Origin of the sequence: Flavobacterium sp., from assembly GCF_027533505.1 — a bacterium.
Lineage (GTDB): Bacteria > Bacteroidota > Bacteroidia > Flavobacteriales > Flavobacteriaceae > Flavobacterium.
Genome location: NZ_JAPZUB010000003.1, coordinates 16,215 through 38,993 on the forward strand (window position 1 = coordinate 16,215; position 22,779 = coordinate 38,993).

The 22,779-nt window shown below is 40.2% G+C and carries 25 protein-coding genes; 13 read left to right on the forward strand and 12 right to left on the reverse strand.

The window, feature by feature from the left end; genetic code table 11:
- The first annotated feature begins 91 nt into the window (after positions 1-91).
- The 8 genes from cyoE (at position 92) to O9316_RS00720 (ending at position 5,210) form a co-directional block, all read left to right on the forward strand.
- Entirely contained in the window at positions 92-994 is a 903-nt protein-coding gene (gene cyoE / locus O9316_RS00685) for a heme o synthase (protein ID WP_298346869.1), read from the forward strand.
- Position 995: 1 nt separating this feature from the next.
- Positions 996-1,571 carry a cytochrome c oxidase subunit 3 gene (locus O9316_RS00690; RefSeq protein WP_298203835.1) on the forward strand — a complete coding sequence of 192 codons (576 nt, stop codon included), beginning with the start codon at positions 996-998 and terminating at the stop codon, positions 1,569-1,571.
- 43 nt (positions 1,572-1,614) lie between these two features.
- A complete protein-coding gene (locus O9316_RS00695; RefSeq protein WP_298203834.1) occupies positions 1,615-2,643 on the forward strand; it encodes a cytochrome c oxidase subunit 3 in 1,029 nt (342 codons plus the stop codon).
- A gap of 17 nt (positions 2,644-2,660) precedes the next feature.
- Positions 2,661-3,011 carry a cytochrome C oxidase subunit IV family protein gene (locus O9316_RS00700; protein ID WP_287784528.1) on the forward strand — a complete coding sequence of 117 codons (351 nt, stop codon included), beginning with the start codon at positions 2,661-2,663 and terminating at the stop codon, positions 3,009-3,011.
- A 74-nt stretch (positions 3,012-3,085) separates the two neighbouring features.
- A complete protein-coding gene (locus tag O9316_RS00705) occupies positions 3,086-3,742 on the forward strand; it encodes a hypothetical protein (protein WP_298203833.1) in 657 nt (218 codons plus the stop codon).
- A 1-nt stretch (position 3,743) separates the two neighbouring features.
- The gene (locus O9316_RS00710; protein ID WP_298203832.1) at positions 3,744-4,436 is read left to right on the forward strand and encodes an SCO family protein; all 693 of its coding nucleotides are present in this window, start codon (positions 3,744-3,746) and stop codon (positions 4,434-4,436) included.
- A gap of 2 nt (positions 4,437-4,438) precedes the next feature.
- Positions 4,439-4,984, forward strand: a complete 546-nt coding sequence (locus O9316_RS00715; protein ID WP_298203831.1) for a DUF420 domain-containing protein — start codon at positions 4,439-4,441, stop codon at positions 4,982-4,984.
- A complete protein-coding gene (locus O9316_RS00720; RefSeq protein ID WP_298203830.1) occupies positions 4,974-5,210 on the forward strand; it encodes a hypothetical protein in 237 nt (78 codons plus the stop codon). The genes O9316_RS00715 and O9316_RS00720 overlap by 11 nt, the downstream gene beginning before the upstream one ends.
- Here O9316_RS00720 and O9316_RS00725 read toward each other — a convergent pair.
- On the reverse strand, positions 5,207-6,595 hold the full coding sequence (locus tag O9316_RS00725; RefSeq protein WP_298203829.1) for a DUF4403 family protein: 1,389 nt from the start codon (positions 6,593-6,595) through the stop codon (positions 5,207-5,209). The two genes, O9316_RS00720 and O9316_RS00725, sit on opposite strands and share 4 nt — an antisense overlap.
- A 129-nt stretch (positions 6,596-6,724) precedes the next feature.
- On the opposite strand from O9316_RS00725, the gene O9316_RS00730 reads away from it, so the two are divergent.
- From O9316_RS00730 to tsaB, 3 genes are read left to right on the forward strand one after another with little or no spacing between them, the layout of a single operon-like run.
- The gene (locus tag O9316_RS00730; RefSeq protein WP_298203828.1) at positions 6,725-8,167 is read left to right on the forward strand and encodes a TolC family protein; all 1,443 of its coding nucleotides are present in this window, start codon (positions 6,725-6,727) and stop codon (positions 8,165-8,167) included.
- 5 nt (positions 8,168-8,172) lie between these two features.
- On the forward strand, positions 8,173-9,462 hold the full coding sequence (locus O9316_RS00735) for an efflux RND transporter periplasmic adaptor subunit (protein ID WP_298203827.1): 1,290 nt from the start codon (positions 8,173-8,175) through the stop codon (positions 9,460-9,462).
- Between the two features lie 6 nt (positions 9,463-9,468).
- Entirely contained in the window at positions 9,469-10,128 is a 660-nt protein-coding gene (gene tsaB / locus O9316_RS00740) for a tRNA (adenosine(37)-N6)-threonylcarbamoyltransferase complex dimerization subunit type 1 TsaB (protein ID WP_298203826.1), read from the forward strand.
- 3 nt (positions 10,129-10,131) lie between these two features.
- Here the strand turns inward: tsaB and O9316_RS00745 are convergent, their stop codons facing one another.
- The 10 genes from O9316_RS00745 to O9316_RS00790 form a co-directional block, all read right to left on the reverse strand.
- Positions 10,132-10,962 (reverse strand): mechanosensitive ion channel domain-containing protein, encoded by an 831-nt coding sequence (locus O9316_RS00745; protein ID WP_298203825.1) that lies wholly within the window; start codon positions 10,960-10,962, stop codon positions 10,132-10,134.
- A 4-nt stretch (positions 10,963-10,966) separates the two neighbouring features.
- Positions 10,967-11,803 (reverse strand): pseudouridine synthase, encoded by an 837-nt coding sequence (locus tag O9316_RS00750; protein WP_298203824.1) that lies wholly within the window; start codon positions 11,801-11,803, stop codon positions 10,967-10,969.
- A gap of 52 nt (positions 11,804-11,855) precedes the next feature.
- Positions 11,856-12,635: a glutamate racemase gene (gene murI / locus O9316_RS00755; protein WP_298203823.1), complete on the reverse strand. Its 780-nt coding sequence runs from the start codon at positions 12,633-12,635 to the stop codon at positions 11,856-11,858.
- 59 nt (positions 12,636-12,694) lie between these two features.
- Entirely contained in the window at positions 12,695-13,192 is a 498-nt protein-coding gene (locus tag O9316_RS00760) for an OmpH family outer membrane protein (RefSeq protein ID WP_073363508.1), read from the reverse strand.
- Between the two features lie 33 nt (positions 13,193-13,225).
- Positions 13,226-14,236, reverse strand: a complete 1,011-nt coding sequence (locus O9316_RS00765) for an OmpH family outer membrane protein (protein WP_298203822.1) — start codon at positions 14,234-14,236, stop codon at positions 13,226-13,228.
- Positions 14,237-14,270: 34 nt separating this feature from the next.
- Positions 14,271-16,925, reverse strand: coding sequence for a POTRA domain-containing protein (locus O9316_RS00770; protein WP_298203821.1), 2,655 nt, complete (start codon positions 16,923-16,925; stop codon positions 14,271-14,273).
- 1 nt (position 16,926) lies between these two features.
- On the reverse strand, positions 16,927-17,673 hold the full coding sequence (locus O9316_RS00775) for an isoprenyl transferase (RefSeq protein ID WP_298203820.1): 747 nt from the start codon (positions 17,671-17,673) through the stop codon (positions 16,927-16,929).
- Between the two features lie 2 nt (positions 17,674-17,675).
- A complete protein-coding gene (locus O9316_RS00780; protein ID WP_298203819.1) occupies positions 17,676-18,356 on the reverse strand; it encodes a DUF6089 family protein in 681 nt (226 codons plus the stop codon).
- A gap of 161 nt (positions 18,357-18,517) precedes the next feature.
- Positions 18,518-19,402, reverse strand: a complete 885-nt coding sequence (locus O9316_RS00785) for an NAD kinase (RefSeq protein ID WP_298346873.1) — start codon at positions 19,400-19,402, stop codon at positions 18,518-18,520.
- 4 nt (positions 19,403-19,406) lie between these two features.
- Entirely contained in the window at positions 19,407-20,069 is a 663-nt protein-coding gene (locus tag O9316_RS00790; protein ID WP_298203817.1) for a CBS domain-containing protein, read from the reverse strand.
- Between the two features lie 91 nt (positions 20,070-20,160).
- Here O9316_RS00790 and O9316_RS00795 point away from each other — a divergent pair, with 91 nt between their 5' ends.
- Positions 20,161-20,874, forward strand: a complete 714-nt coding sequence (locus tag O9316_RS00795; RefSeq protein ID WP_298203816.1) for a pyridoxine 5'-phosphate synthase — start codon at positions 20,161-20,163, stop codon at positions 20,872-20,874.
- 79 nt (positions 20,875-20,953) lie between these two features.
- Complete coding sequence (locus O9316_RS00800; protein WP_298203815.1) at positions 20,954-21,718, forward strand: alpha/beta fold hydrolase; 765 nt, start codon at positions 20,954-20,956, stop codon at positions 21,716-21,718.
- A 65-nt stretch (positions 21,719-21,783) separates the two neighbouring features.
- Here O9316_RS00800 and O9316_RS00805 read toward each other — a convergent pair whose 3' ends face one another.
- Entirely contained in the window at positions 21,784-22,677 is an 894-nt protein-coding gene (locus O9316_RS00805; RefSeq protein WP_298203814.1) for a T9SS type A sorting domain-containing protein, read from the reverse strand.
- Positions 22,678-22,779 lie beyond the last annotated feature (102 nt).

Here is a 22,779-nt window from a genome sequence, read left to right on the forward strand (position 1 = left end):
CTTCAAGAATATTTATGCTTTGTTTTTTGTCATTTCTTTTGGGATAGACTACTTTTGCACGACTTAATTGACATTTGTAAACAAAGTATCGTTGGACACGCATTCGACATCGTTGCACCCTTTAAAATTGTTTCGAGATTTTAAAGAAATCACTAAAGCGTGCTTAGCCGTGAGTGTCGTGTTTTCTTCCATTGCAGGTTATTTACTAGGCATCAGTGAGGCCCATCCGTTCAATTGGATGACTTTGTTGGTGTTAGCGGTAGGAGGGTATTGTATGGTTGGTGCTTCCAATGCGTTTAATCAAGTCATTGAAAAAGATTTAGATGCCTTGATGGACCGCACCAAAAACCGTCCCGTTGCATCAGGTCGTATGGCACCCAACACGGCCTTATTTGTAGCGAGCTCCCTTACCATCACGGGTTTGGTTTTGTTGTATATCATTAATCCTAAGTCGGCTATGTTTGGCGCGGTGTCCATTTTTTTATACACCAGTGTCTATACCCCCTTAAAAGCCGTTACTCCCTTGGCCGTATTTGTTGGTGCATTTCCAGGTGCAATTCCTTTTATGTTGGGATGGGTTGCTGCTACAAACCATTTTGGTATTGAAGCGGGGACCTTATTTTTAATTCAGTTTTTTTGGCAATTTCCCCACTTTTGGGCAATTGGTTGGTTCTTATTTGAAGATTACAAGAAGGCCGGTTTCTTTATGTTGCCCACAGGGCAGCGGGATAACCGCACTGCCTTGCAAATTGTGTTGTATACATTTTGGTTGATTGTAGCTTCGGTATTGCCTGCATTTGGGTATACGGGGCAGCTTTTTATTAGTCCCATTGCAACGGTTTTGGTCGTGTTGTTGGGGTTGTGGATGCTGTTTTATACGTTTCAATTATACCGTTTGCGCACCCCAAAAGCAGCTCGTGTACTCATGTTGGTGAGTGTTGGGTATATTACATTATTACAAATCATTTACATCACGGATAAATTTCTACGTTAATATGACAGTACAAGAAGAACAAGCCCGCTCAGCGCGCTCCTATAAATTGTTGTTGATCTTCGGAATGATCAGCATCGTTATGCTTTTTGCCGGATTAACAAGCGCCATGGTGGTTAGTAAATCCCGCCCGGATTGGTTGACGAATTATCAAATTCCACAGGCCTTTACCATCAGCACAGTGCTCATTTTGTTGTGTAGTTTGACATTTCACTTGGCAAAACGCACCATTAAGCAAGACCAGCGTAGTAAAACTTCGCTATTTTTAGGGTTGACATTGGTTTTAGGACTGGGATTTGTTTACTTCCAGTTTGAAGGGTTTGACGAGCTGTTTGCCGACCGTCTTTTTCCTACAGGGAAGTCAGGATCGGTCACGATTGCGTTCCTTTATATCTTGGTTTACGTACACTTAGCGCACCTGTTGGGAGGCATCTTATCATTGTTGCTAATTATTTATAATCATTTTAAACAAAAGTACACTGCTGCTCAATATCTTGGAATTGAGCTGGGTGCGATATACTGGCACTTTTTGGATGCTTTGTGGCTCTATTTATTTTTGTTTTTGTATTTCTTTAAATAAGAAAAAAATGTAAATTTGGAAACTTTTTAACTATTACGTACTTATGGGATCGACAGTTACTACAAACAATGGTGTAGCTAATGTTTGGAATGGCGGAGGCGCCGAGCCGTTAGGAGCGAGTTATGGAAAGATGATGATGTGGTTTTTCATCCTTTCCGATGCATTAACCTTCTCAGGATTCGTTGCGGCTTACGGTTTTTCAAGATTTAAATTTATCGAAACTTGGCCAATTGCGGATGAGGTGTTCACCCACTTTCCGTTTATGCACGGTGTATCTATGCCGATGTATTATGTGGCCTTCATGACTTTCGTACTTATTTTTTCCTCTGTTACCATGGTTTTGGCTGTAGATGCTGGACACCAAATGAAACAAGGTAAAGTTGCCATTTACATGTTTTTAACGATTATCGGAGGTTTAATCTTCGTAGGGTCACAAGCTTGGGAATGGAAAAACTTCATCAAAGGAGAATACGGTGCTATTGAAACCAAAGGAGGAAGTATTTTACAGTTTGTGAATGCTGAAGGAAAGCAAATTAAGTTAGCTGATTTTGCAGCTACTTTACCAGAAGAACGTGAGCAGCTAACGCGTAGTCGTGCTACCTGGTTTATGTCAGAACCTTCTTTACCTACGTATTCTGTTAATGAAGTAATTGAAGGCTTCAAAAAGAATCCCGATATTTTGATCCGTACAGAAGTCATCTATTCGGAGGAAACGGCTAAGCATTCTATCGGAGCTCACCCTTCTTTAAACAAGATTAAACATAAAACTATTTTGACGCGTGAAGAGTCGTTAAGACGAATTAATGAGGCGAAAATAGTTATTGAAGGGGCTAACTTACACCGCAATGAATACGGAAGTAAGTTATTTGCTGATTTCTTCTTCTTTATTACAGGTTTCCACGGTTTCCACGTATTTTCAGGAGTTGTCATCAACATCATTATTTTTATCAATGTGTTGTTGGGTACCTACGAGCGTAGAAGAACTTATGAAATGGTTGAAAAAGTTGGTTTATACTGGCACTTTGTAGACTTAGTTTGGGTATTCGTATTTACCTTCTTCTATTTAGTATAATTAATTAAAAGCGAATCATGGCACACGAGCATACATCAAATACAAAACGCATCTGGGTTGTTTTCGGTATTCTTTCCATTATTACTATTGTCGAAGTATGGTTAGGGATTGAAAAGCCAAAATCATTATTCCACTCGAACTTTTTATCCATGAATTTACTGAACTGGATTTTCATCATCCTAACGTTAGTGAAGGCATACTACATTGTGTGGGCTTTCATGCACATGGAAGGTGAAACAAAAGCTTTGCGAAGAGCCGTAGTTTGGACAGGTATTTTCTTAATTCTCTATTTAACATTCATTCTTCTAACTGAGGGATTCTATGTCTTCACCGTGTTTAGAGATGCCACGATTAAATGGAATTTTTAACAGCATATTAATTACAGTTGAAGGTACGCAATAGCGTACCTTTTTTTTAATTTTGTAAGCAACTTGTTTAGTTCATGAAAAAGAATTTAGTGCTCTTCGTCCTTTTTGTTTTGCCCATCGTGGCTTACTTGTTCTTTGCCTCTGGCGTCAACAGCTTTGCGAAGTTACCTACTATTACCCCTACTATTCCTGACCTTCAAGAATGGAAAACCACAGAAGGGAAATCAGTGACCTTAAACAATAAAATTACCATCTTAGGATTTATCGGTTATGATGTCGAGCACCACAAAGGCGGTTTTTTTAATTTGTATGAAAAAATTTATGCCCGCAACAAAGAGTTTAAGGACTTCCAAATGGTGATGGTTTTTCCCGAAGGGACCGAGGCTGAAGTGACCAAGTTACAAACCAGTTTAAAGAAGTTAGGGCCTCAGGAAAATTGGTGGTTTGTTTTTGGCTCCCCCGAATCGATAAAAAGCTACTACAGCAAATTACAATTACAGGGCAGTCTCAATGAAAAATTAGGTACTCCCAACGTGTATATTGTAGATAAGAAGCGCAATTTGAGAGGACGAAAAGGGAAAAATAAAAAAGGGGAAGAGGAATACCAAGAGGGGTATAATACCTTTAAAGTATCCGACCTTTATAATAACATGATCGATGATGTGAAAGTCATTCTCGCAGAATACCGTTTAGCTCTTAAAAAGAATAACAAAGCCAATCGAAAAATCTAGTATGAAAAACAAATCGTATATCGGTATATCGTTTATTATCTTGATTTTCGGGATAATTTTTATACCCAAAATCGTTGATCGCATTAAAAATGGACAAACCGTTCAAAATGACCGTATGAGTTTGTCCAATGAAATCAAAGATGAAGCAGCCAAAAAGACCTTGGTTGTGATGGGGCAAGTACCCCAATTTTCACTTACTAACCAAGACAATAAAAATATTACTCAGGATTCATACAAAGGAAAAGTCTACGTTTTAGAATTCTTTTTCGCTAGTTGTCCAAGTATTTGCCCAGTGATGAATAAAAATATGTTGAAATTACAACAGCAATTTGGTAAGAATCCCGATTTTGCCATCGCTTCGATAACCATAGATCCTGAAAAAGATACTGCAGAAGTATTGAAAGAACATGCACAATCATTAGGGGTTACCATGAAAAATTGGCATTTTCTAACGGGAGATAAAGCAACTATTTTTGATTTGTCCAATAAAGGGTTTAACATTTATGCTGGGGAATCCAAAGACAAAGTCAATGGCGGTTTTGAGCATTCTGGTTTGTTTGCATTGATCGATAAAAAAGGAAATATACGCTGCCGTCGCGATGCTCAAGGAAATCCGATTTTGTATTACGACGGTTTGGAAGCCCCTGGCATTAAAGCCATCAGTGAAGACATACAACGCTTATTAAATGAATAATTATGGACGTTAAACCTACATTAGAAACTAAATTTAAAACACCGATTATCGTTGTTTCTATTCTTATCCCGATTGTCGTCGCGGTATTGTTTTCTTTCAAGTTGAAGGACTTTGGAATCAATGTAGAACCGCTCTCTTTTTTACCGCCTATTTATGCAGGAATCAATGCGGTTACAGCAGTATTGTTGGTATGGGCGGTGCTTGCAATAAAAAATGGAAATCGCAAAACACATGAGCGTTTGATGACTGCTGCGATTGCTTGCTCTGTCGTGTTTTTGGTGATGTATGTTGCCTATCATCTTACTTCCGAATCGACTAAGTTTGGCGGTGAAGGAGACATTCGCTATGTTTACTTCTTTATCTTGATAAGTCATATCGTTTTGTCGGTAGCGATCATTCCTTTGGTTTTATTTACCTATGTTCGCGCCTTATCGCAACAGTTTGACCGCCACCGTAAATTGGCCAAAATCACTTTTCCGTTGTGGTTGTATGTAGCCGTGACGGGTGTTATTGTATATGTAATGATTGCACCGTATTATGCGCATTAATAATCGTTTGTTTTTCGCACTTTTTCTGCTCCTTTCGACAACTCCGTCAGCCCAAGGACAGTGTGCCATGTGTCGAGCGTCTTTAGAAAGTTCAGGAAATGTGGTCAAAGCCGAAGCAGTCAATGACGGAATCGTTTACCTTATGGTGTTTCCGTATATTCTTGTGGCTGTAGTGGGCTATGTGGTATACAGTATGTTTCGTCGGAAAAAGGTCAAGACGACTTAATCCATTCCGTCTACACGGACATTCATTTTTCCACTTCCATTAATGAAAGCAATGATAAAATCGTCCGTGAGTTCTATTTTATCAAAGTCCAACTCCAAAATCGATCCATTCACAAACACGCCTTTCATGGGCGAATAGTTGTTTAGGTAAGTTAAAAGATTCTTTTTTCCCTCCTCCATGTTAGGCTGTATCGAGTAGCGGCATTGCGCTTGTATTTTGCGTAAAATGTATCCTTGCAACAACCAATTTGCAGTCTTGGTTAGAATCCCTTTCGTGTTTAACACATAGTCCATTTCTTCAAAGTAAATTTCTTTGGAAACCGCATCATATTTGGGTATCCCACTCAAATAAATGGTCCCGTTGAGACTGCCCGCTAAGTCCAATGCAATAATCATACGGCCATCTTTGCCCCATAATTCAACATTTTGAACTGTTATCACGCGTGAACCGGACTTAAATTCTTGCCCTTTAAAATTACCTGTTATGATTTTTGAGGCATTGTCATAGGTTGTAATCGCGGCAATACTAACTACGGTTTTATCTCCCACCATTCGTGCCGATTTGAATCCGATGCTTTCACGGTCAATCCCTTTTTTGGGTTGCTGTCCCACCCAAGTCGTCATGCCGCATTTTAATCCCAGGTTCATGGTAATCTTGGTTTTGTCCAAAATAGCATCGGTAACTTGAACTTCATTGGGTTGCAATTTAAACCAAGCTTGGTAAGTTTCACTAGTGAGGATAGGATTACTAAGGGTTTCTAATACATTTAGCACATAGGGTTTAAAATCACAGGATTTAGTAATGGCTTCATCGATTTTTTGGGCAATCTTTTTCTTAAACAACGATAAAGCAGGACTAATCAAATACGTTATCGGAACCTTTTTACCAGCCACAGTCATCGTGGGACTCTCCTGCCACGCGATGTCCTCAATAATCGACTGGGTTCTTAGTTTCCAATTGGAGAGTTGCACTTGACTGCTCAAGGTAATTACGCCGTTTAAATCAAATTCTTTGGTGTCATTTAATCCCAGAAAATCAGTGCCATACTTATAATTGACCCAAATCTTTAGGGGGAGCACCGATTTAATTTTCCCCTGATTTTCTTGCAAGCGAATAGGGGCTGTTTTCCAGATCTTCATTTGAATGTTGTCGTCTTGCAAATTAGGGTCTTCATACACCAATTCGGCAAGGGTTTTATTCAATTGCTTTTCAATTTCAGTAAGCGTAATCTCCAGCGGCATGCTCACCATCGAACTCGTTGTTTTGTAGGCAAAGTCGGGATTGTTGCTGCGAACGGGTTTTTCGGCCAAAATTTTTTGAGGACCCGAACATGAGGTGGTGATAAGACAGAGAACAAGCGGCAATACGAGGTAACGTAGTTTCATGAAAAACGAAATTAATTTGGATGTGAATGTAACAAAAAAAGCGGAATGACGTCTGATAAGCAAACAAAATTGGATAGGAATTAAAGCAGTTCTTCTACTTTTGCTGTTCCAAGAAATCTTCAGAGGTTTATGAATAAATGGATTATAAAAACCGTGCTATGGGTGTTTTTGTGTAGCGCCTTTCAGGGGTGGGGACAAACCAAAACCTGGACGCTTCGTGAATGTGTTGATTATGCATTGAAAAATAATATTTCTATCAAACAATCAGAACTGGATTTGCAAAATGGACGTGTCGCTAAAAAAGATGCGATAGGTAATTTTTTACCTACCCTAAATGCCAGTGCCTCCCATTCGTGGAATATTGGTTTGAACCAAAATATCACCACGGGTTTGTTGGAAAATCAAACCATTCAGTTCACGTCTGCCGGACTTAATTCAAGTGTGGCGATTTACAACGGGTTACAAAATATGAATCAATTGAAGCGCGCCCGATTAACCATTTTGGCCGCACAATATCAGTTGAATAAAATGCAGGACGATGTAGCGTTGAACGTTGCCAATTCGTATTTGCAAATTCTTTTTAATAAAGAAAATTTAAAAGTACAACAAGAGCAATTGGCCAATGATGAAAAACAGTTGCTTCGTGCAAGTGAAATGGTTAAATCGGGGATGATTCCACGTGGCGACTTACTCGATGCAGAAGCTACAGTAGCAGCCGATCGCCAACGGGTAATTGCCGCACAAAACACGTTGTTTTTGTCCAAATTAAGTTTGGCGCAATTGCTGCAATTGGATGATTTTCGCAATTTTGATATTGCTGAGGCTAACTATGAGCCGTCGTTGAGTCCAACACTCTCAGAAAGTCCAGAAACGATTGTCAAAAAAGCTTTGGGAGAACGCGTGGAGTTGAAAATTGCACGTACCAATTTAGAGGCTGCCGAACGCGATTTGAAGATTTCCAAAGGGGCCTTGCAACCCAGCATCAACGGATTTTATAGTTTCAGTACCCGTGCTTCCAATCAACGGCGTATTTCCAGTTTTATAGTCGACCCCAACAATCCTACTAATACCATCGGATTTGTTCCAAGTACCGGCGAAGCGGTAGTGGCGCCTAATTTTATTCCCATTCAAGGAAATCCATTGCCCTATTTTGATCAGTTTAGTCAATTTAAAGGGAATAGTTTTGGGGTTCAAATGACGATTCCCATCTTAAATGGATTCCGGTCTTCCAATGCGGTGACACGGGCACGAATCGCTTTAGAACGCGCCCGAACCAATGAAAAACAAACTTCCCTCGATTTGGAGCGAACCGTTTATACAGCCATCACGGATGCCAAAGGAGCGCTACAAGCTTATGAATCGGCGCAAACGGCCCTGAATGCAAGAAAATTGGCCTTTGACTATGCAAAAGAGCGTTTTAATGTTGGACTTTCTAATAGTTTTGAGTTGAGTCAAGCGCAAACCTTGTACACCAATGCGCAATCGGATTTGGTACGTACGAAGTATGACTATATTTTTAAAGTTAAAGTTGTCGAATTTTATTTTGGAATTCCCATTGTGGAGAAATTATAACAATCATGAGTAGAAAAAAAATCTTTTTATGGGGTGGTATTGTCTTAGGAGTAATCATCGTATTAATGGTGTTGTCTTCCAAAGGTGTTTTTGGTAGCCGTGAAGAATTGAAAGAAGTGGAAGTGGCCAAAGTAGATGAAATAACGATTATCGAAACGGTCTCGGCTACAGGAAAAATACAACCCGAAATTGAAGTGAAAGTATCTTCTCAAGTGTCAGGAGAAATTATTGCTTTACCCGTAAAAGAGGGGCAAATTGTGAAAAAAGGAGATTTGTTGGTCAAAATTAACCCCGACATTTATACCTCCGGGTTAAACCGCACCGTTTCCAATTATGCGGGAACCAAGGCGGGACTTTCACAAGCAGATGCTTCTTTTAAAGAGGCGCAAGCGAGTTATGAGCGCAGCAAATCATTGTTTGAAAAAGGAATCATTTCTCGTGCCGATTGGGACAAAGCGATTGCAGCCTTTGAAGTAGCCAAAGCCAACAAACAATCGGCGTATTACAACGTACAGAGTGCTAATGCCTCAGTCGTCGAAGCCAAGGATAACTTAGGCCGCACCACCATTTATGCACCCGCCGATGGTACAATTTCGGTACTCAATGTTGAGTTAGGAGAAAAGATTTTAGGAACCCAACAAATGGCTGGAACCGAATTGCTTCGCGTGGCCAATTTAAACAATATGGAGGTTGAAGTCGATGTGAATGAAAATGATATCGTAAAAGTCAATATCGGTGATGAGACCAATATCCAAGTCGATGCGTATTTGAAAAAAGAATTTAAAGGGGTAGTCACCAGTATATCAAACTCAGCCAGTACCGGAACGACCGCCGATCAGGTGACCAATTTCAAAGTAAAAGTGCGAATTCTTAAAGAGTCGTATGAAGATTTACTAAAAGGGAAACCCGCAACGTATTCACCTTTTCGCCCAGGAATGACAGCTACTGTTGATATCATTACCAAACGGAAAGAAAAAATCATAGGCGTACCGATCAGTGCTGTTGTGGTTAAATCAGATACACTGCCCAAATCTATACTAGATGTTCCCGAAGATGAGGAAGCCGCCAAAACAGAAAAAGTAAAATCGAAGTCGGATAAAAAACTAGAATGTGTTTTCGTAAAGGTCAAAGACAAAGCCCGAATCCGTGTGGTAAAAACGGGTATTCAAGACGATACCAATATCGAAATTCTTACGGGATTGAAAAAAGGCGATGAAGTCATTATCGGACCTTACAATACCGTCTCCAAGGACTTAAATTCGGGCGATAAAGTGAAACTTAAATCAAAAGTTTAATTCCTCATGGCTTTATTGTTGTGTTTGGAAACGGCTACCCGAAATTGTTCAGTAGCCTTAGTCCGAGACGGTCAGGTAATCGCAGTACGAGAACATGCTGAAGAGGGCTATACCCATGCTGAAAAGCTCCATGTATTTATAGAAGATGTTCTTCAGGAGGCTGGGGTCTTGGCGTCCGAATTGAATGCCGTTGCGGTGAGTAAAGGCCCTGGATCGTATACCGGACTTCGTATTGGTGTTTCGGCAGCCAAAGGATTGTGTTACGCCTTGCAAATTCCATTGATTAGCGTGTCTACGTTACAAATTCTCGCTCATGCGACTTCAGTAGATGAAGGTTATATCATTCCGCTTATCGATGCGCGTCGCATGGAGGTATATACAGCGGTTTTTGACGCGTATGGGAAACCGTTAAGTGCGGTAGAAGCGATGATTTTAAGTGAAACATCTTTTGAAGCATGGCCCGGGCCTTGTACGTTTGTAGGCGATTGTTTGCCCAAAGCCAAAACCGTACTTTCCCAGCCGCGTTTTCAATTTTTGGAAGCCATTACATTCCCCTCTGCGCAAACTATGGCTGAACTTGCAGCAACCCTTTACCAAGAAAAACAGTTCGAAGATGTGGCGTATTTTGAGCCGTTTTACCTCAAAAACTTTATGGTAAATCCCTAAGCTCTAAGCTGGATTTTCACGAACGAAAGGCTGAATGGTAATGTTTTGCGCATCAAAAGCCGCTTTACATTGCTCAAGGATATCGGAACACACTTCCCCAAAATCATCATTTAGGGTCCAAGGACGAATTCCTAAGTGAATGGCACTATCCGATAAATCTTTAACAATCACTTCTGGTGCAGGATCTTTAAGCACTTTTGGATGGTTTTGCATGACTTGTAAAACGGTTTCTTTGGCAGCTTTGATATTGGTTTCATACGAAAGCGAAAAGACTAAGTCTGCTCTTCTTTTACCCGCAATCGAAAAATTGGTAATAATTCCGTTGGATAAAATTCCATTGGGAATCATTATAGTTTGGTTATTTCCCGAAATAAGTTTGGTAACGAATATTTGTATTTCGGTCACCATGCCACTTGCGCCCTGTGCTTCAATCACATCACCTACACGAAAAGGTTTAAAAAGAATGATCAGTACACCCCCGGCTAAATTGGCCAATGACCCTTGAAGAGACATTCCAATGGCTAAGCCTGCTGCCCCGAGAATGGCGACAAATGAGGTAGTTTCAATGCCAAGGCGGGAAATAAAGGTGACAAAAAGCAAGGCGCGCAGTCCCCACAAGAGGCAACTCGATAGAAACTCAGCCAACGTGACTTCCATTTCTTTTCGGGCCATGATTTTTTTGGCCAAACGGGTTATAAAACGAATTGCATAGAGTCCTAAAACCAATACAACTAATGACGAAACTAGGCGAGGGGCATAGTCAATCAGCACGTTGTAAAATTCAATAGAGTAATCTTTTACAGATGAAACATAGAGTGCTCCCACTGTACGCATAGTATTAAATATTTTTAAGGTTGATAATTTCCTGTTCGGTTAGCGGTCGGAAAAATCCACGGGGTAAGTTCTTTTTTGTTAATCCAGCAAACGAAACACGGTCTACTTTAAGCACATCATATTTTAAGGCTTCAAAAAGTGCACGCACTACTTTTACATTGGCAGTACGGAGTTGAATACCGATTTCCGTTTTGGGTTGGTTTTCTATGTAACTAATCTCATCCACGTTCACGCGGTGGCCTTCCAAGGTAATTCCTTTAGCAATTGATTCCAAATCTTCATACTTCAGGTTACGGTCCAAACTTACTTGGTAGATCTTGGTGGCTTTGGGTTGAGGTTTTGAAAATTTTAGTATAATGTCACTGTCATTAGTCAACAGCAATAATCCTGTAGTGTTTTTATCCATGCGTCCCACAGGTTGTAATTTGGCGCGGGAAACTCCTTTTAAAAGTTCCAAAACATTGCGAGAGTTTGCGCTATCATCGCCAGAGGTCGTGAAGTTTTTGGGTTTGTTGATGAGGTAATATTCTTTTTTTTCTGGGCTAACTTCTGTGCCGTCAAAATTAACAATATCCCCTGGTTTGACTTTATACCCCATTTCAGTAATCACTTCCCCATTAACTTTCACATTACCCGAACGAATGTAAATGTCGGCATCTCTACGGGAGCAAATCCCAGAGTTGGCAATGTATCGGTTTAAGCGAATCTCATCGGGATTGCTTTTGGGAGCTGGTGCTGCTTTTTTGGGTGCAGCTGTTTTTCGTGGGGGTTTGGATTCCCGATTAAATTTTGAATTTGAGGTCGGTTTTTTACCAGAGCGGTTGGAATTCGAACGTTGCATGCACTTACTTTTTGGCAAAGATACTTCTTTTCCTGCGTTATAGGGATACGGATTAAAAATCAGTGGGGATTACAGTGTATTTATGGTCTAAAATAGCTTCGAGTACCTGTGGATCGGTATTGGTTAAAAAACGGTGTGAGGGTGGGGTAGTTGGTTTTCGTAAGCCTACAGTTTGTTCCAAAACCCGTTGCGTTTGACGCGCTACAGCTTCTCCCGAGTCGATAATGGTGATGTGTGGGGGTAAAATCTTTAGAATTTGCGGAATTAAATAAGGGTAATGGCTACATCCTAAAACCAAGTAGTCGATGTTGGCGGCTATCATCGGATGTAAATATTGGTGTAAAAGGGTTTCCATCGCAGGACTATCGATTTGACCGTTTTCTATAAGTTCTACCAAACCGTGTCCAATTTGCTCCACAAAAACTACATCTTGGTACTGTTGCATGCTTTGGTGAAATAAAGCGCTGTTTAAGGTGCCTTGCGTAGCAAGAATTCCAATTTTATGGGTTTTTGAATGTAAGGCTGCGGGTTTAATGGCGGGTTCAATACCGATAAATGGAACGTTATAACTCGCGCGTAATTCCTGAATGGCGTTGGTGGTCGCAGTGTTGCAAGCGACGACAATGATTTTGCAATGGTGGTCCAATAAAAATTCGGTGTTTTTGCGACTCAAAGCGATGATTTCAGCTTTGGATTTCACGCCATAAGGAGCATTTTTACTATCGGCGAGGTAAAGTGTTTCTTCGTGCGGTAAAAGTTGGTGAATGGCTTTCCAAATGGATGTCCCGCCAATTCCCGAATCAAAAAGGCCGATAGGTTGATTATTCTCCATACACAAAGGTATAAAAAAACCCGAAGGGTTAGCTTCGGGTTGTATTGTAGGGATTTCAATTAAAATCCTAAGTCTTTTTTTACGTCAGCGGTAATGTCTGGACCGTCTGCCAACAATAAGCTAGATACATCCATAACATATTGGTACCCTTTTGCTTTTCCAACTTTAGAAATAGAGGCTTTAATTTTGTCTACCAATGGCTTCATTAATTCCCCTTCTTTCTTTTGCAAGTCGTTTTGAGCATTTTCTTGGAAATCGCTGATACGTTTTCCCATATCTTGCATCTCTTGTTGACGTGTTTGGTTAACCGCATCGGATACAGTAGCTACTTCTGCTTCATATTTTTTTGCTTTCGCTTGGTATTCCTCTACTAAAGTTTTGTATTCCTTACTGTAGTTTTCGCCCAATTTTTCCAATTGTTTACGGGCTTCGATCATAGCAGGCATTTTCGACGTAATATCATTGACATCCACATGAGCGGTTTTGGCCTGTGCTTGAGCAGTTTGCATTCCTAATACAGCGACTACGGCTAAAAGGGCATTTTTGAATAGTTTCATCATTTTTAATTTAATTTAGTGAACAATTTTATTTTAAGGTTTTGCAGTCTTCACACTGTCTCTCGCTTTTTTGGCGGCTTCACGTGCTTCTAACTGTTGTTTGCGTTTTTCTTCGGCTGCTTTTTTACGCTCATCAATAATTTTTTTACGCTCTTCTAATGATTTGTTGCGTGCTTCATCGCGTTTTTCTTTTTCAGCGGCGGCAGCTTCTGTTTTTTCTTCTTTTTTCTGAGCGGCATTTGGGTCTTGAGCAGCCGTTGGTTTGGCTGTATCAGAAACTGTGCCAGTTTTTTTATTGTTTTTTTCTTCTAGTTGTTGTTTGCGTTTTTCATCTGCTTCTTTTTTACGGGCTTCAGCGGCTGCTTTTTTATCTTCAATCAATTTTAGACGGGCAGCTTTACGCTCTTCCATTTGTTTCTGACGCTCCGTCATTTCAGGATTGTCAGCCATCATATCCTCTAATTTTTCTTTAGCTTCCTCTTCTTTAAGTTGCTTTTTGGACATTTGTTGGCGCCGTTCAGCACGGGTTAAAACACTAATGACGCGGTCGCTAAGGTCATGTTTTTTGGCTGCAAATAGCATTGTTAAGTCGGAAGATTTATCAAATACATAATCGTATTTTCGTGCTTCCGCCAAATCCTGCACGGCATTAAAAACTTGATCTTGGATGGGTTTTACCAAGGTGGCTTTTTGAACGATTAAATCTCCGTTGGGCCCAAAACGCTTTTGTTGGTAATCGATTAACTCTTTTTCTTGAAAAGCAATTTCTTCCTCACGCTCTTCGATTAACTCTTTGGTCAATAAAACACGTTCCGTTTTTAGCGCTTCTTTAAGTTTGGCAATGTCATTTTTTTTGGTTTCAATTTCTTGCTTCCACTTTTCTGCTTTTTGTTCCAATTGATTTTTTGCTTCCGCATAAGAAGGAACTTTGTCCAGGATATATTCCATATCGATATAGCCCACTTTAATCCCACGGGATTGTGCTGTAATCAATTGTGTGGCGGATAAAAGCACCCAAAAAAGAAGCGAAAACTGTTTTTTCATAACCGTTTGTGTTAGCATAGCCTAAGCAAATATACTAAAATTGTTGTCCAATAATAAAATGGGTCTGCCACCCTCCTTTTTGTGTGGTTCCTGGAATAAAATCGAATCCTTGGGCAAAGTCAATTCCCAACAATCCAAAGGCAGGCATAAACACACGAATACCGAAACCGGCTGACCGTTGTATAGCAAACGGATTAAAGCTTCTAAAATTGTTGAACGAGGCTCCTCCTTCTAAAAAAGTTAATGCATAAATGGAGGCAGCGGCTTTTAAAGTGATAGGATATCGTAACTCCAACGTGAATTTGTTATAGATACTTCCTCCTACATTTGAGGATAAGGATTGGTTGGGATACCCGCGTAACTGAATAATTTCTCGGCCATCCAAAGCAAAGTTGGCCAAACCATCACCTCCCACAAAGAAACGTTCAAAAGGAACAACCCCGCGCTCTTGATTGTAAGCTCCCAAGAAACCAAATTCGGTTAAACTGCGCAACACCAAGTTACCTTGAAGTTTGGTATAGGCATCGGCTTTGAACTTAATTTTATAGTATTCCAACCAGTTAAAACGCTTCTGGTCTACTTTGGCTTGATCCACATCGGCCTCTTGGAAGGTGTCGACCCGAGTGTATAGTCCTGTATTCGGATTTTGAGTAACGAAATCACCGACAGCAGGTAAAACATTTACATTAGGATCAGCCGTCATCGTGTTGGGGTCAAATCGTTTTTTGAATTCAGCTTGATTCGGAAGGTCGCCATAATCTACCCCGTTCCATAACGAATAGGGTGGAGAAAACTTGGCATTGATGCTAAATTCTGCCCCACGAATCGGGTAAATTGGGTTGATTGCTTTGTTGTTTCGGGTGAGACCCACACTGAATCCAAAGTTTCTAGAGGTACCATTACCAAATGTAAAAAGTCCTGTATTGTAATTGTTTAAGTTGTAATATTGGAAACTTAAATTGCCTGAGAGAATAAAAAAGTCATCGGGAATCGTAAGTCGTTTTGCCAAACCGATAGTTACCGAAGTGATGTCAAAACTACGCGAGCGGTCAATACTGTTAAACGACCCCGAGAAAAGGTATTGCTTACTTTGTGATACGGAGGCCGAGAAACTCACAGGTTTTTTTCCACCAAACCAAGGTTCAGAGAACGAAAAACTATAGGTTCTAAAGAAGGTACTCGCTTGTAAACGTAAGGCTAATTTTTGTCCGTCACCCATGGGCAAGGGTTTGTAAGCCGATTTCTTGAAAATATTGGCAATCGAAAAGTTGTTGAATGAAAGTCCTAGGGTTCCAATAAATCCACCGCCCCCATAACCTCCTTGGAGTTCAATCTGACTTGAGCCACGTTCGACCAAATTATATTCAATATCTACAGTGCCCGCTGTGGGGTCAACGTTTTTGAATTTTGGGTCGATGGCTTCTGGGTCAAAGAATCCCAATTGGCCAATTTCACGCACAGTTCGAACCAAATCTTCTTTGCTGTATTTTTCTCCGGGTTTCGTTCGCAATTCACGATAGATGACTTTATCATTCGTTTTGTCGTTCCCCACAACAGTGATTTTGTTAAAATACGCAATAGGTCCTTCGACAACGCGGATTTCAAAGTCAATGGAGTCTTTCTCCGTTTTTACCTCTACGGCATTGATCGTAGAAAAGAGGTATCCGTTGTTTTGGTATAAGTTGGTAATATCATCGCCATCGGGTTTACTTTTATCGGAAATGCGTTTTTCCAAGAGAACACCGTTATACGTATCCCCTTTTTTGATGCCCAACATACCTGATAACGCTTGGTCAGAATAGACGGAATTTCCTAAAAACTTAATGTTTCCAAAATAATACTTTCGCCCTTCCTCTACTTTGATGTTCAAGGCTAGTTTTTGCTTTTTGGTATCCAACCACACCGAATCGGAGACTATACGCGCATCACGGTATCCCTTTTCTTTGTATTTTTCTACAATAGATACCAAATCTTCATTGAATTTACTGCGAATAAATTTAGAAGCTTTGAAAATACGGATTGGGTTTTGTTGTTTCGTGCCTTTCATGGCCTTTCGCAACTTTTTGTCTGAAAATTTTTCGTTTCCTTCAAAGGTGATGCGGTTGATTTTGATTTTATCTCCTTTGTCAATCCCCACAATCATATTCACTTGATTGACAGTAGAATCCACGGGAGAAGTCTTTACAGACACTTTGGCGTTAAAGTATCCTTCTTTTTTATACTTGTTTTCGAGGTAGTTACGTGTTGTTGTAATTAAGTTTTCGTTGACAATTTTCCCTTTTGTTAACGCATTTTCTTTGATTAAGTCCTCGATTTTATTTTTCTTAACCCCATTAATTCGCACGTCATTTAGTTTCGGTAGTTCTGTAATGTTCAACTCCAAATCGATGGTGTCGCCCCGAATTTCACTAGCATAAAAATCGATATCACTAAAAAGACCAAGTTTCCCTAATTTTTTAATGGCATTACTAATTTGTTCCCCGGGTACCGTAATTTCTTGTCCTTTCTCTAAACCGGCAAAGGTGACTACGGTGAGTTCATTGTAACTAATTTTCCCGGTAACATTTACTTTTCCTAAAATGTATTTTTTTCCTTGGTCGAAAGGAATTCGTTCGGTGTTCTGTGCATTAAGGGCTTGAAACACTCCTAATAGTAGGATAGCGGTCCATAATAAGTAGCTATTTTTCATATTAGGAAGGGTTAATCTGTTCGCTGGTTTTTCCAAATCTGCGTTCTCTTTTTTGATAATTGATAATGGCTTCATACAAATGCTCGTCCGTGAAGTCAGGCCACAATACATCGGTAAAAAACAACTCTGCGTAAGCAATTTGCCACAACAAGAAATTACTGATTCTGTGCTCGCCACTGGTTCTAATTAATAAGTCAACATCGGGTAAATCATGGGTGTAAAGATGTTGATTAATAATGGATTCGTCAATAGCCTCAATTGAAATTATACTATTTTTAACTTTGTCGCTGATGTTTTTAACAACTTGAATTAATTCCTCTCGAGAGCCGTAACTTAGGGCTAAAGTGAGGGTCATATGGTTGTTGTTTTTGGTTTTATCCATCACTTCTAGTAACTCACTGCGCGTTCCTTTGGGCAGTAAATCAAGGCATCCGACCGCATTAAGTCGAATGTTGTTGGATTGTAACGTTTTAAGTTCGGTTTTAAGCGATTTAACTAAAAGTTTCATTAACGTTTCTACTTCAATTTTGGGGCGGTTCCAATTTTCGGTTGAAAAAGCATACAACGTGAGGTTTTGTATCCCCAAGCGCGCGCAAGTTTCAACGGTAGTTTTAACCGATTTGGTGCCACGCTCATGGCCAAAAGTGCGCAACATACCTTGTTTTTTAGCCCATCTTCCGTTGCCGTCCATAATGATGGCAATGTGCTTGGGTAGATTATCGGTATTTACGTGTTGTAGTAAACTCATAGTTAGTCTGCGCAAAAGCAGGGTTTATTTCCAAAGGTATAGGTTAGGGTTACTCCCGTAAACACATACCAATCATTACTTTCTAAATTGCCATAACGAAGTGCTGCATACCGGTTGTTTTTGGGTTGACTTCCATCGAGGTTGTCAGAAAACGTATAACGGGCACCCACTTCAAAGCCCAAAATCCAATGGTCAGCAATATTCGTTTTTATGCCCACGACCATCGGAATGGCAAGCGTTGAACTACTTTTATCAGTTCTAGTTTCACGATTCACAGTATACAATTCATCATAAAAGGTATACGTTAGTCCTGTGAATACATAGGGCGTAAATTGGCGGTCCATTTCATGCAGGTCGAACTCAAAAAAATTGAATTCCATTCCTACAGCCAATTCGCGTACTGAATTTTCAAAGCGATTTCCTCTTCGCTGTCGTCCAGGAACATCGGAGTCCAAATCGTTGGCGCTAATTTTTCCCCAATTGAATGCGAAGCGGTAGGAATGACGCGGACTTCTATTCCACTTATACAAAAACCCAAAAACGGGTTCGTTTGGATTGATGTAATTTGTTTTACCTACCTCTCCAATGTAATTTGCTCCTCCTGCAAACACGCCAATTTCATGAATTTGCGCTTGTAATCCAGAAAAAGTCAATACCAATAACGCGATATATATTCGTTTCATCCAATGGAAAATAGCGTGCAAATATAATAATTATCATTAGTAGATAAACATCCCTTTTGAATAATAAAAATTATATTTTACACGGTTAAACCTTCTTTTTATAACTATTCACTGTTCGAAGGGTTTAACGGCAAAAAAAAGAGTGTAGTGTAATACAGGTGTTAATTTCGTTTATCCTCCCCCCAAAGGAGTTTGTTGCGTAAGGTTTTTAAAAAGCTTTCCTCTTGTATTTCGACCATTTTAATCGTAAAATCATTTTTCCGTATGGTTAATACATGTTCTTTGGTCAGTGTAATCAAACGGGAATCTAAGGATACTAAAAATTGATCTTCCCTTCCTGAAACGCGCAAACGGATGGTGGTATGATCGGGAATAACTAAAGGTCGTGCATTGAGGTTGTGAGGCGCAATGGGAGTAATTACCCAGCATTTGGCATCGGGCGTTAGTACAGGACCTCCGCAACTCAACGAATATCCAGTGGTTCCCGTAGGTGTGGCCACAATGAGACCGTCGGCCCAATAGGAGGTAAGATATTCATGGTCTAAATGGGTCTCAATGGTAATCATCGAAGTGGTGTCTTTACGGCTCATGGTCACCTCGTTCATGGCGAAATTGAGTGTGGGGATTATACCTTCGTCAGGAGTGATTTGAAGTTCCAACAACGTCCGTTCAGAAATAGTATAGCGTCGTTCCAATACCAATTGTAAAAATGCGTTGATGTTTTCTTTTTGAACTTTAGCCAAAAATCCTAAACGACCCGCGTTAATCCCTAAAATAGGAATACCCAAATCACGAACAAAAGTAGCGGCACGCAAAATTGTTCCGTCGCCGCCGATACTAATCATTAAGTCAAATCCCGATTTTAAATCTTCATACGACGAAAATGTTTTATACGATTTTTTGAGCAATTCATGTTCGTATAAAATCGTCAGAAAATCGGCCTCGATCACTAAATCGACTTGGTTTTCATTTAGAAAAAGAAAAATATCACGAATGATAGGACGGGTATCGTTTTGGTAATACTGACCAAAGATGGCGATTCTCATAAGATTAGATGTTCAGAAAGCGATCCAAATATTCAGAACGTTCTTTCAAGTTATTCAAAAACATATCATCGTGATGTTCCGAAACAATAGTATAATTGTAACGTCGGAACGTTTGAATAATGTCGTTCATGGGGCCAATGGCAATTTTGACGGTTATTTCCACTTGGTCTCCAGCCACATCTGAGATAAACGCCCCCAACATTTTGGCATTATTACTCTCTACAATTTGAGCGATCTGACTCATTGCATAGTCGTTTAAGCCTTTTTGAACTACAATAATTCCCCCTTGCTCTTTTAGAAAAGGCGTTTCATGGAAAAATTTGACAATATCCTCCAGCTCATAATACCCTAAATACTGATTGTTTTCATCGTCCAATACCGGTACAATGTTCGTGTGATTTTTTGCAAATACCTCCAAAACATCCAACCACATCATACTTTTCCGTGCAAAAAATCCTTCCAAAACATAACGGTAGTCTGAAAGCGGCTTGTCCATGTCAAACGTTTCTACATCGTCGGCGGCGATACAGCCAATGTAGATGCCTTCTTGCAGCACAGGGAAATTGGAAAATGGAACTTCCAAAAAAAAGTCTTGCGCGTCAGCAACGGTTTGTAAACTGTCTAAGGCAGCATGATCGTTGGTGATGTAATCATTGATGGCAGTCATAGGGAAGGATATTTAATGCAAAATAATCAATTTTTTCGTTCGGGTGTGCCGATTTTAACTTGTATTTTTGCATAATTAATCCACAAATACCATGACAAAACTAAGTGTCAACATCAATAAAATAGCCACGTTGCGTAATGCTCGAGGCGGAAATGTGCCCAATGTTGTTGAGGCAGCTGTCGCGATACAGCGTTTTGGTGCCCAAGGGATAACCATTCATCCAAGACCCGATGAACGGCATATTCGCTATCAAGATGCCCGTGATTTGCGCGGTGTAGTCACTACTGAATTTAATATCGAAGGAAATCCCCAGCATAATTTTATCGATCTCGTTCTCGAATGCCGTCCCGAGCAAGTAACCCTGGTGCCCGATGCCGTTGGGGCAATTACTTCCTCAGCAGGTTGGGATACCGTGCGCCACCAATCGTATTTACAGGAGGTGATAGCTGTATTTAAGGCTCAGGGAATTCGAACTTCAATTTTTGTAGATCCCGATCTAAAAATGATTGAAGGGGCCAAAGCTACCGGCACCGATCGGATAGAGTTGTATACAGAGCACTTTGCCCAGCAATATGCTTTGGGAAATGAACACGCCATTACGCCCTATGCTGCTGCTGCGCAACGAGCGGTAGATTTAGACTTGGGCGTGAATGCAGGGCACGATTTAAGTTTGGAGAACATTCGGTTTTTTAAGCAAAATATCCCCGGACTTTTAGAGGTTTCCATTGGGCACGCCTTAATATCAGAAGCTTTGTATTTTGGTCTTGATAATGTAGTGAATATGTACCTTCAAAAATTGAAATAAAAACAATTTTCAATTCATAACTCATAATTCATAACTCATAATTCATAACTCATAATTCATAACTCATAATTCTCAAAACATGTTGTTCTCTAGGATTGAAGGTGAAGGTAAGCCCTTACTTATTATTCATGGTTTCATGGGAATGTCAGACAATTGGAAGTCGTTTGCGCCTCAATATGCATCGCTGGGGTATCAAGTCCATTTGCTCGATTTACGAAACCATGGCAAAAGCTTCCACTCAGACGCGTTCAATTATGAAGTGATGATGCAAGATGTTGTAGCCTACGCCAACGAATATCAGTTGAATTCATTTGACATCATCGGACATTCTATGGGAGGAAAGGTAGCGATGTTGTTGGCGGTCCGTCATCCCGATCGGGTACGGAAATTAGTTGTTGCCGATATCGGACCCAAATATTACGCGCCGCATCATCACGATATTTTGGCCGGACTCAATGCTGTGGATTTTTCTATTCAACCCGACCGTGCCCAAGTAGAAGAAATGTTGTATCCCTACATTCCTGATTTTGGTACGCGCCAGTTTTTGATGAAAAACGTATATTGGAAAACACCCGGGCAGCTTGATTTTCGCTTTAATTTAAAAGTATTTAACGAGCAAATCGAAGCAGTAGGCGCTGCTTTGCCCGAGCATACGGTTTTCAATAATCCTACCTTATTTTTACGGGGAGGAAATTCGCGCTATATCGTAGATGCCGATTGGGAAGGCATTCAACGTCATTTTCCGCAAGCTGTATTAGACACAATTCCCGGCGTAGGGCATTGGCTTCATGCCGAAAATCCGAAATCGTTCTTTGAGATCACTGCACGATTTTTGCAAGAATAAATGGGTTCCTTAGGGCATAAAAAAAGGCTTCCGTTGGGAAGCCTTTTCTATTTATCAAAACTGAATTAGTTTTTGATTAATTTTTTTACAGCCAAACCTTCCGCAGAAGAAATGTTCAAGAAATAGACGCCTGCATTTAAATCACTCACATTTATAGATGTAGATGATGTTGCATCAGCGTTGAAAGATTTCACAATTCTTCCATTGATGTCAGTAATCTCAACTTTGTCAATCAAAATAGCGTCGTCTGAAGAAATATTGACGATGCTGTTTGATGGATTTGGGTACAAATTGAATTTGTTAGCTAAGAACTCACTGTTTGATAATGTACCAGTTACAGTAATGTTGTCTAGGAACATTACATATTGGTCGTTTCCATCATTTTGGAAAGCAATACGGAAAGATGTTCCCGCTAAACTTGCTGGAAGTGGCACTTCTCTATAACTACCTGTATTCAACTCGTTGTTGACATCAAGCAATAGCGTAGTAAAGTTTGCCACAGCATTACCTCCCGTTGGAGAAATCAAAACGCGGTAATCTTCCAAGAAATTGGCGCTACCTAAACTAACTGCTGCCCAGTTAAGGCTTAATCCAGTTGTTCCAGCGGGTACAGTGATAAGAGGTGATACAAGCCAATCGTTAGCAACACCAACAGGTGTGTACCATGAGTTACTTGCAATAATGTTACCATCCATTCCTGTTGCGGCTGCTGGGTAACCTGGATAATCAGGATTAGCACCTTGAATGTCAGCAAGTGATAGTACTGTCCAAGCATTCTGAACAAGGAACGATAGCGGTTCACCATCGGTTCCGTCAGGTCCCACAGGAGTTCTGTTGTCAAGGTTGTAAAGAGTCCATCCACTAACCCCAGGTCCGTTACCATCCCAATTTTCTTGGAAAATTTGTGCTGATGCCATAGAACCAGCCAATAATGTTAAAGAAAGTAATAGTTTTTTCATGTACATAAATTTATTAATTACAAAGCAAATCTAAGTAATTTTATTCTTTTACACAATTTTTTTACCTTTAAACCCAACAATTAAGTGTTAATGTTATGAAGA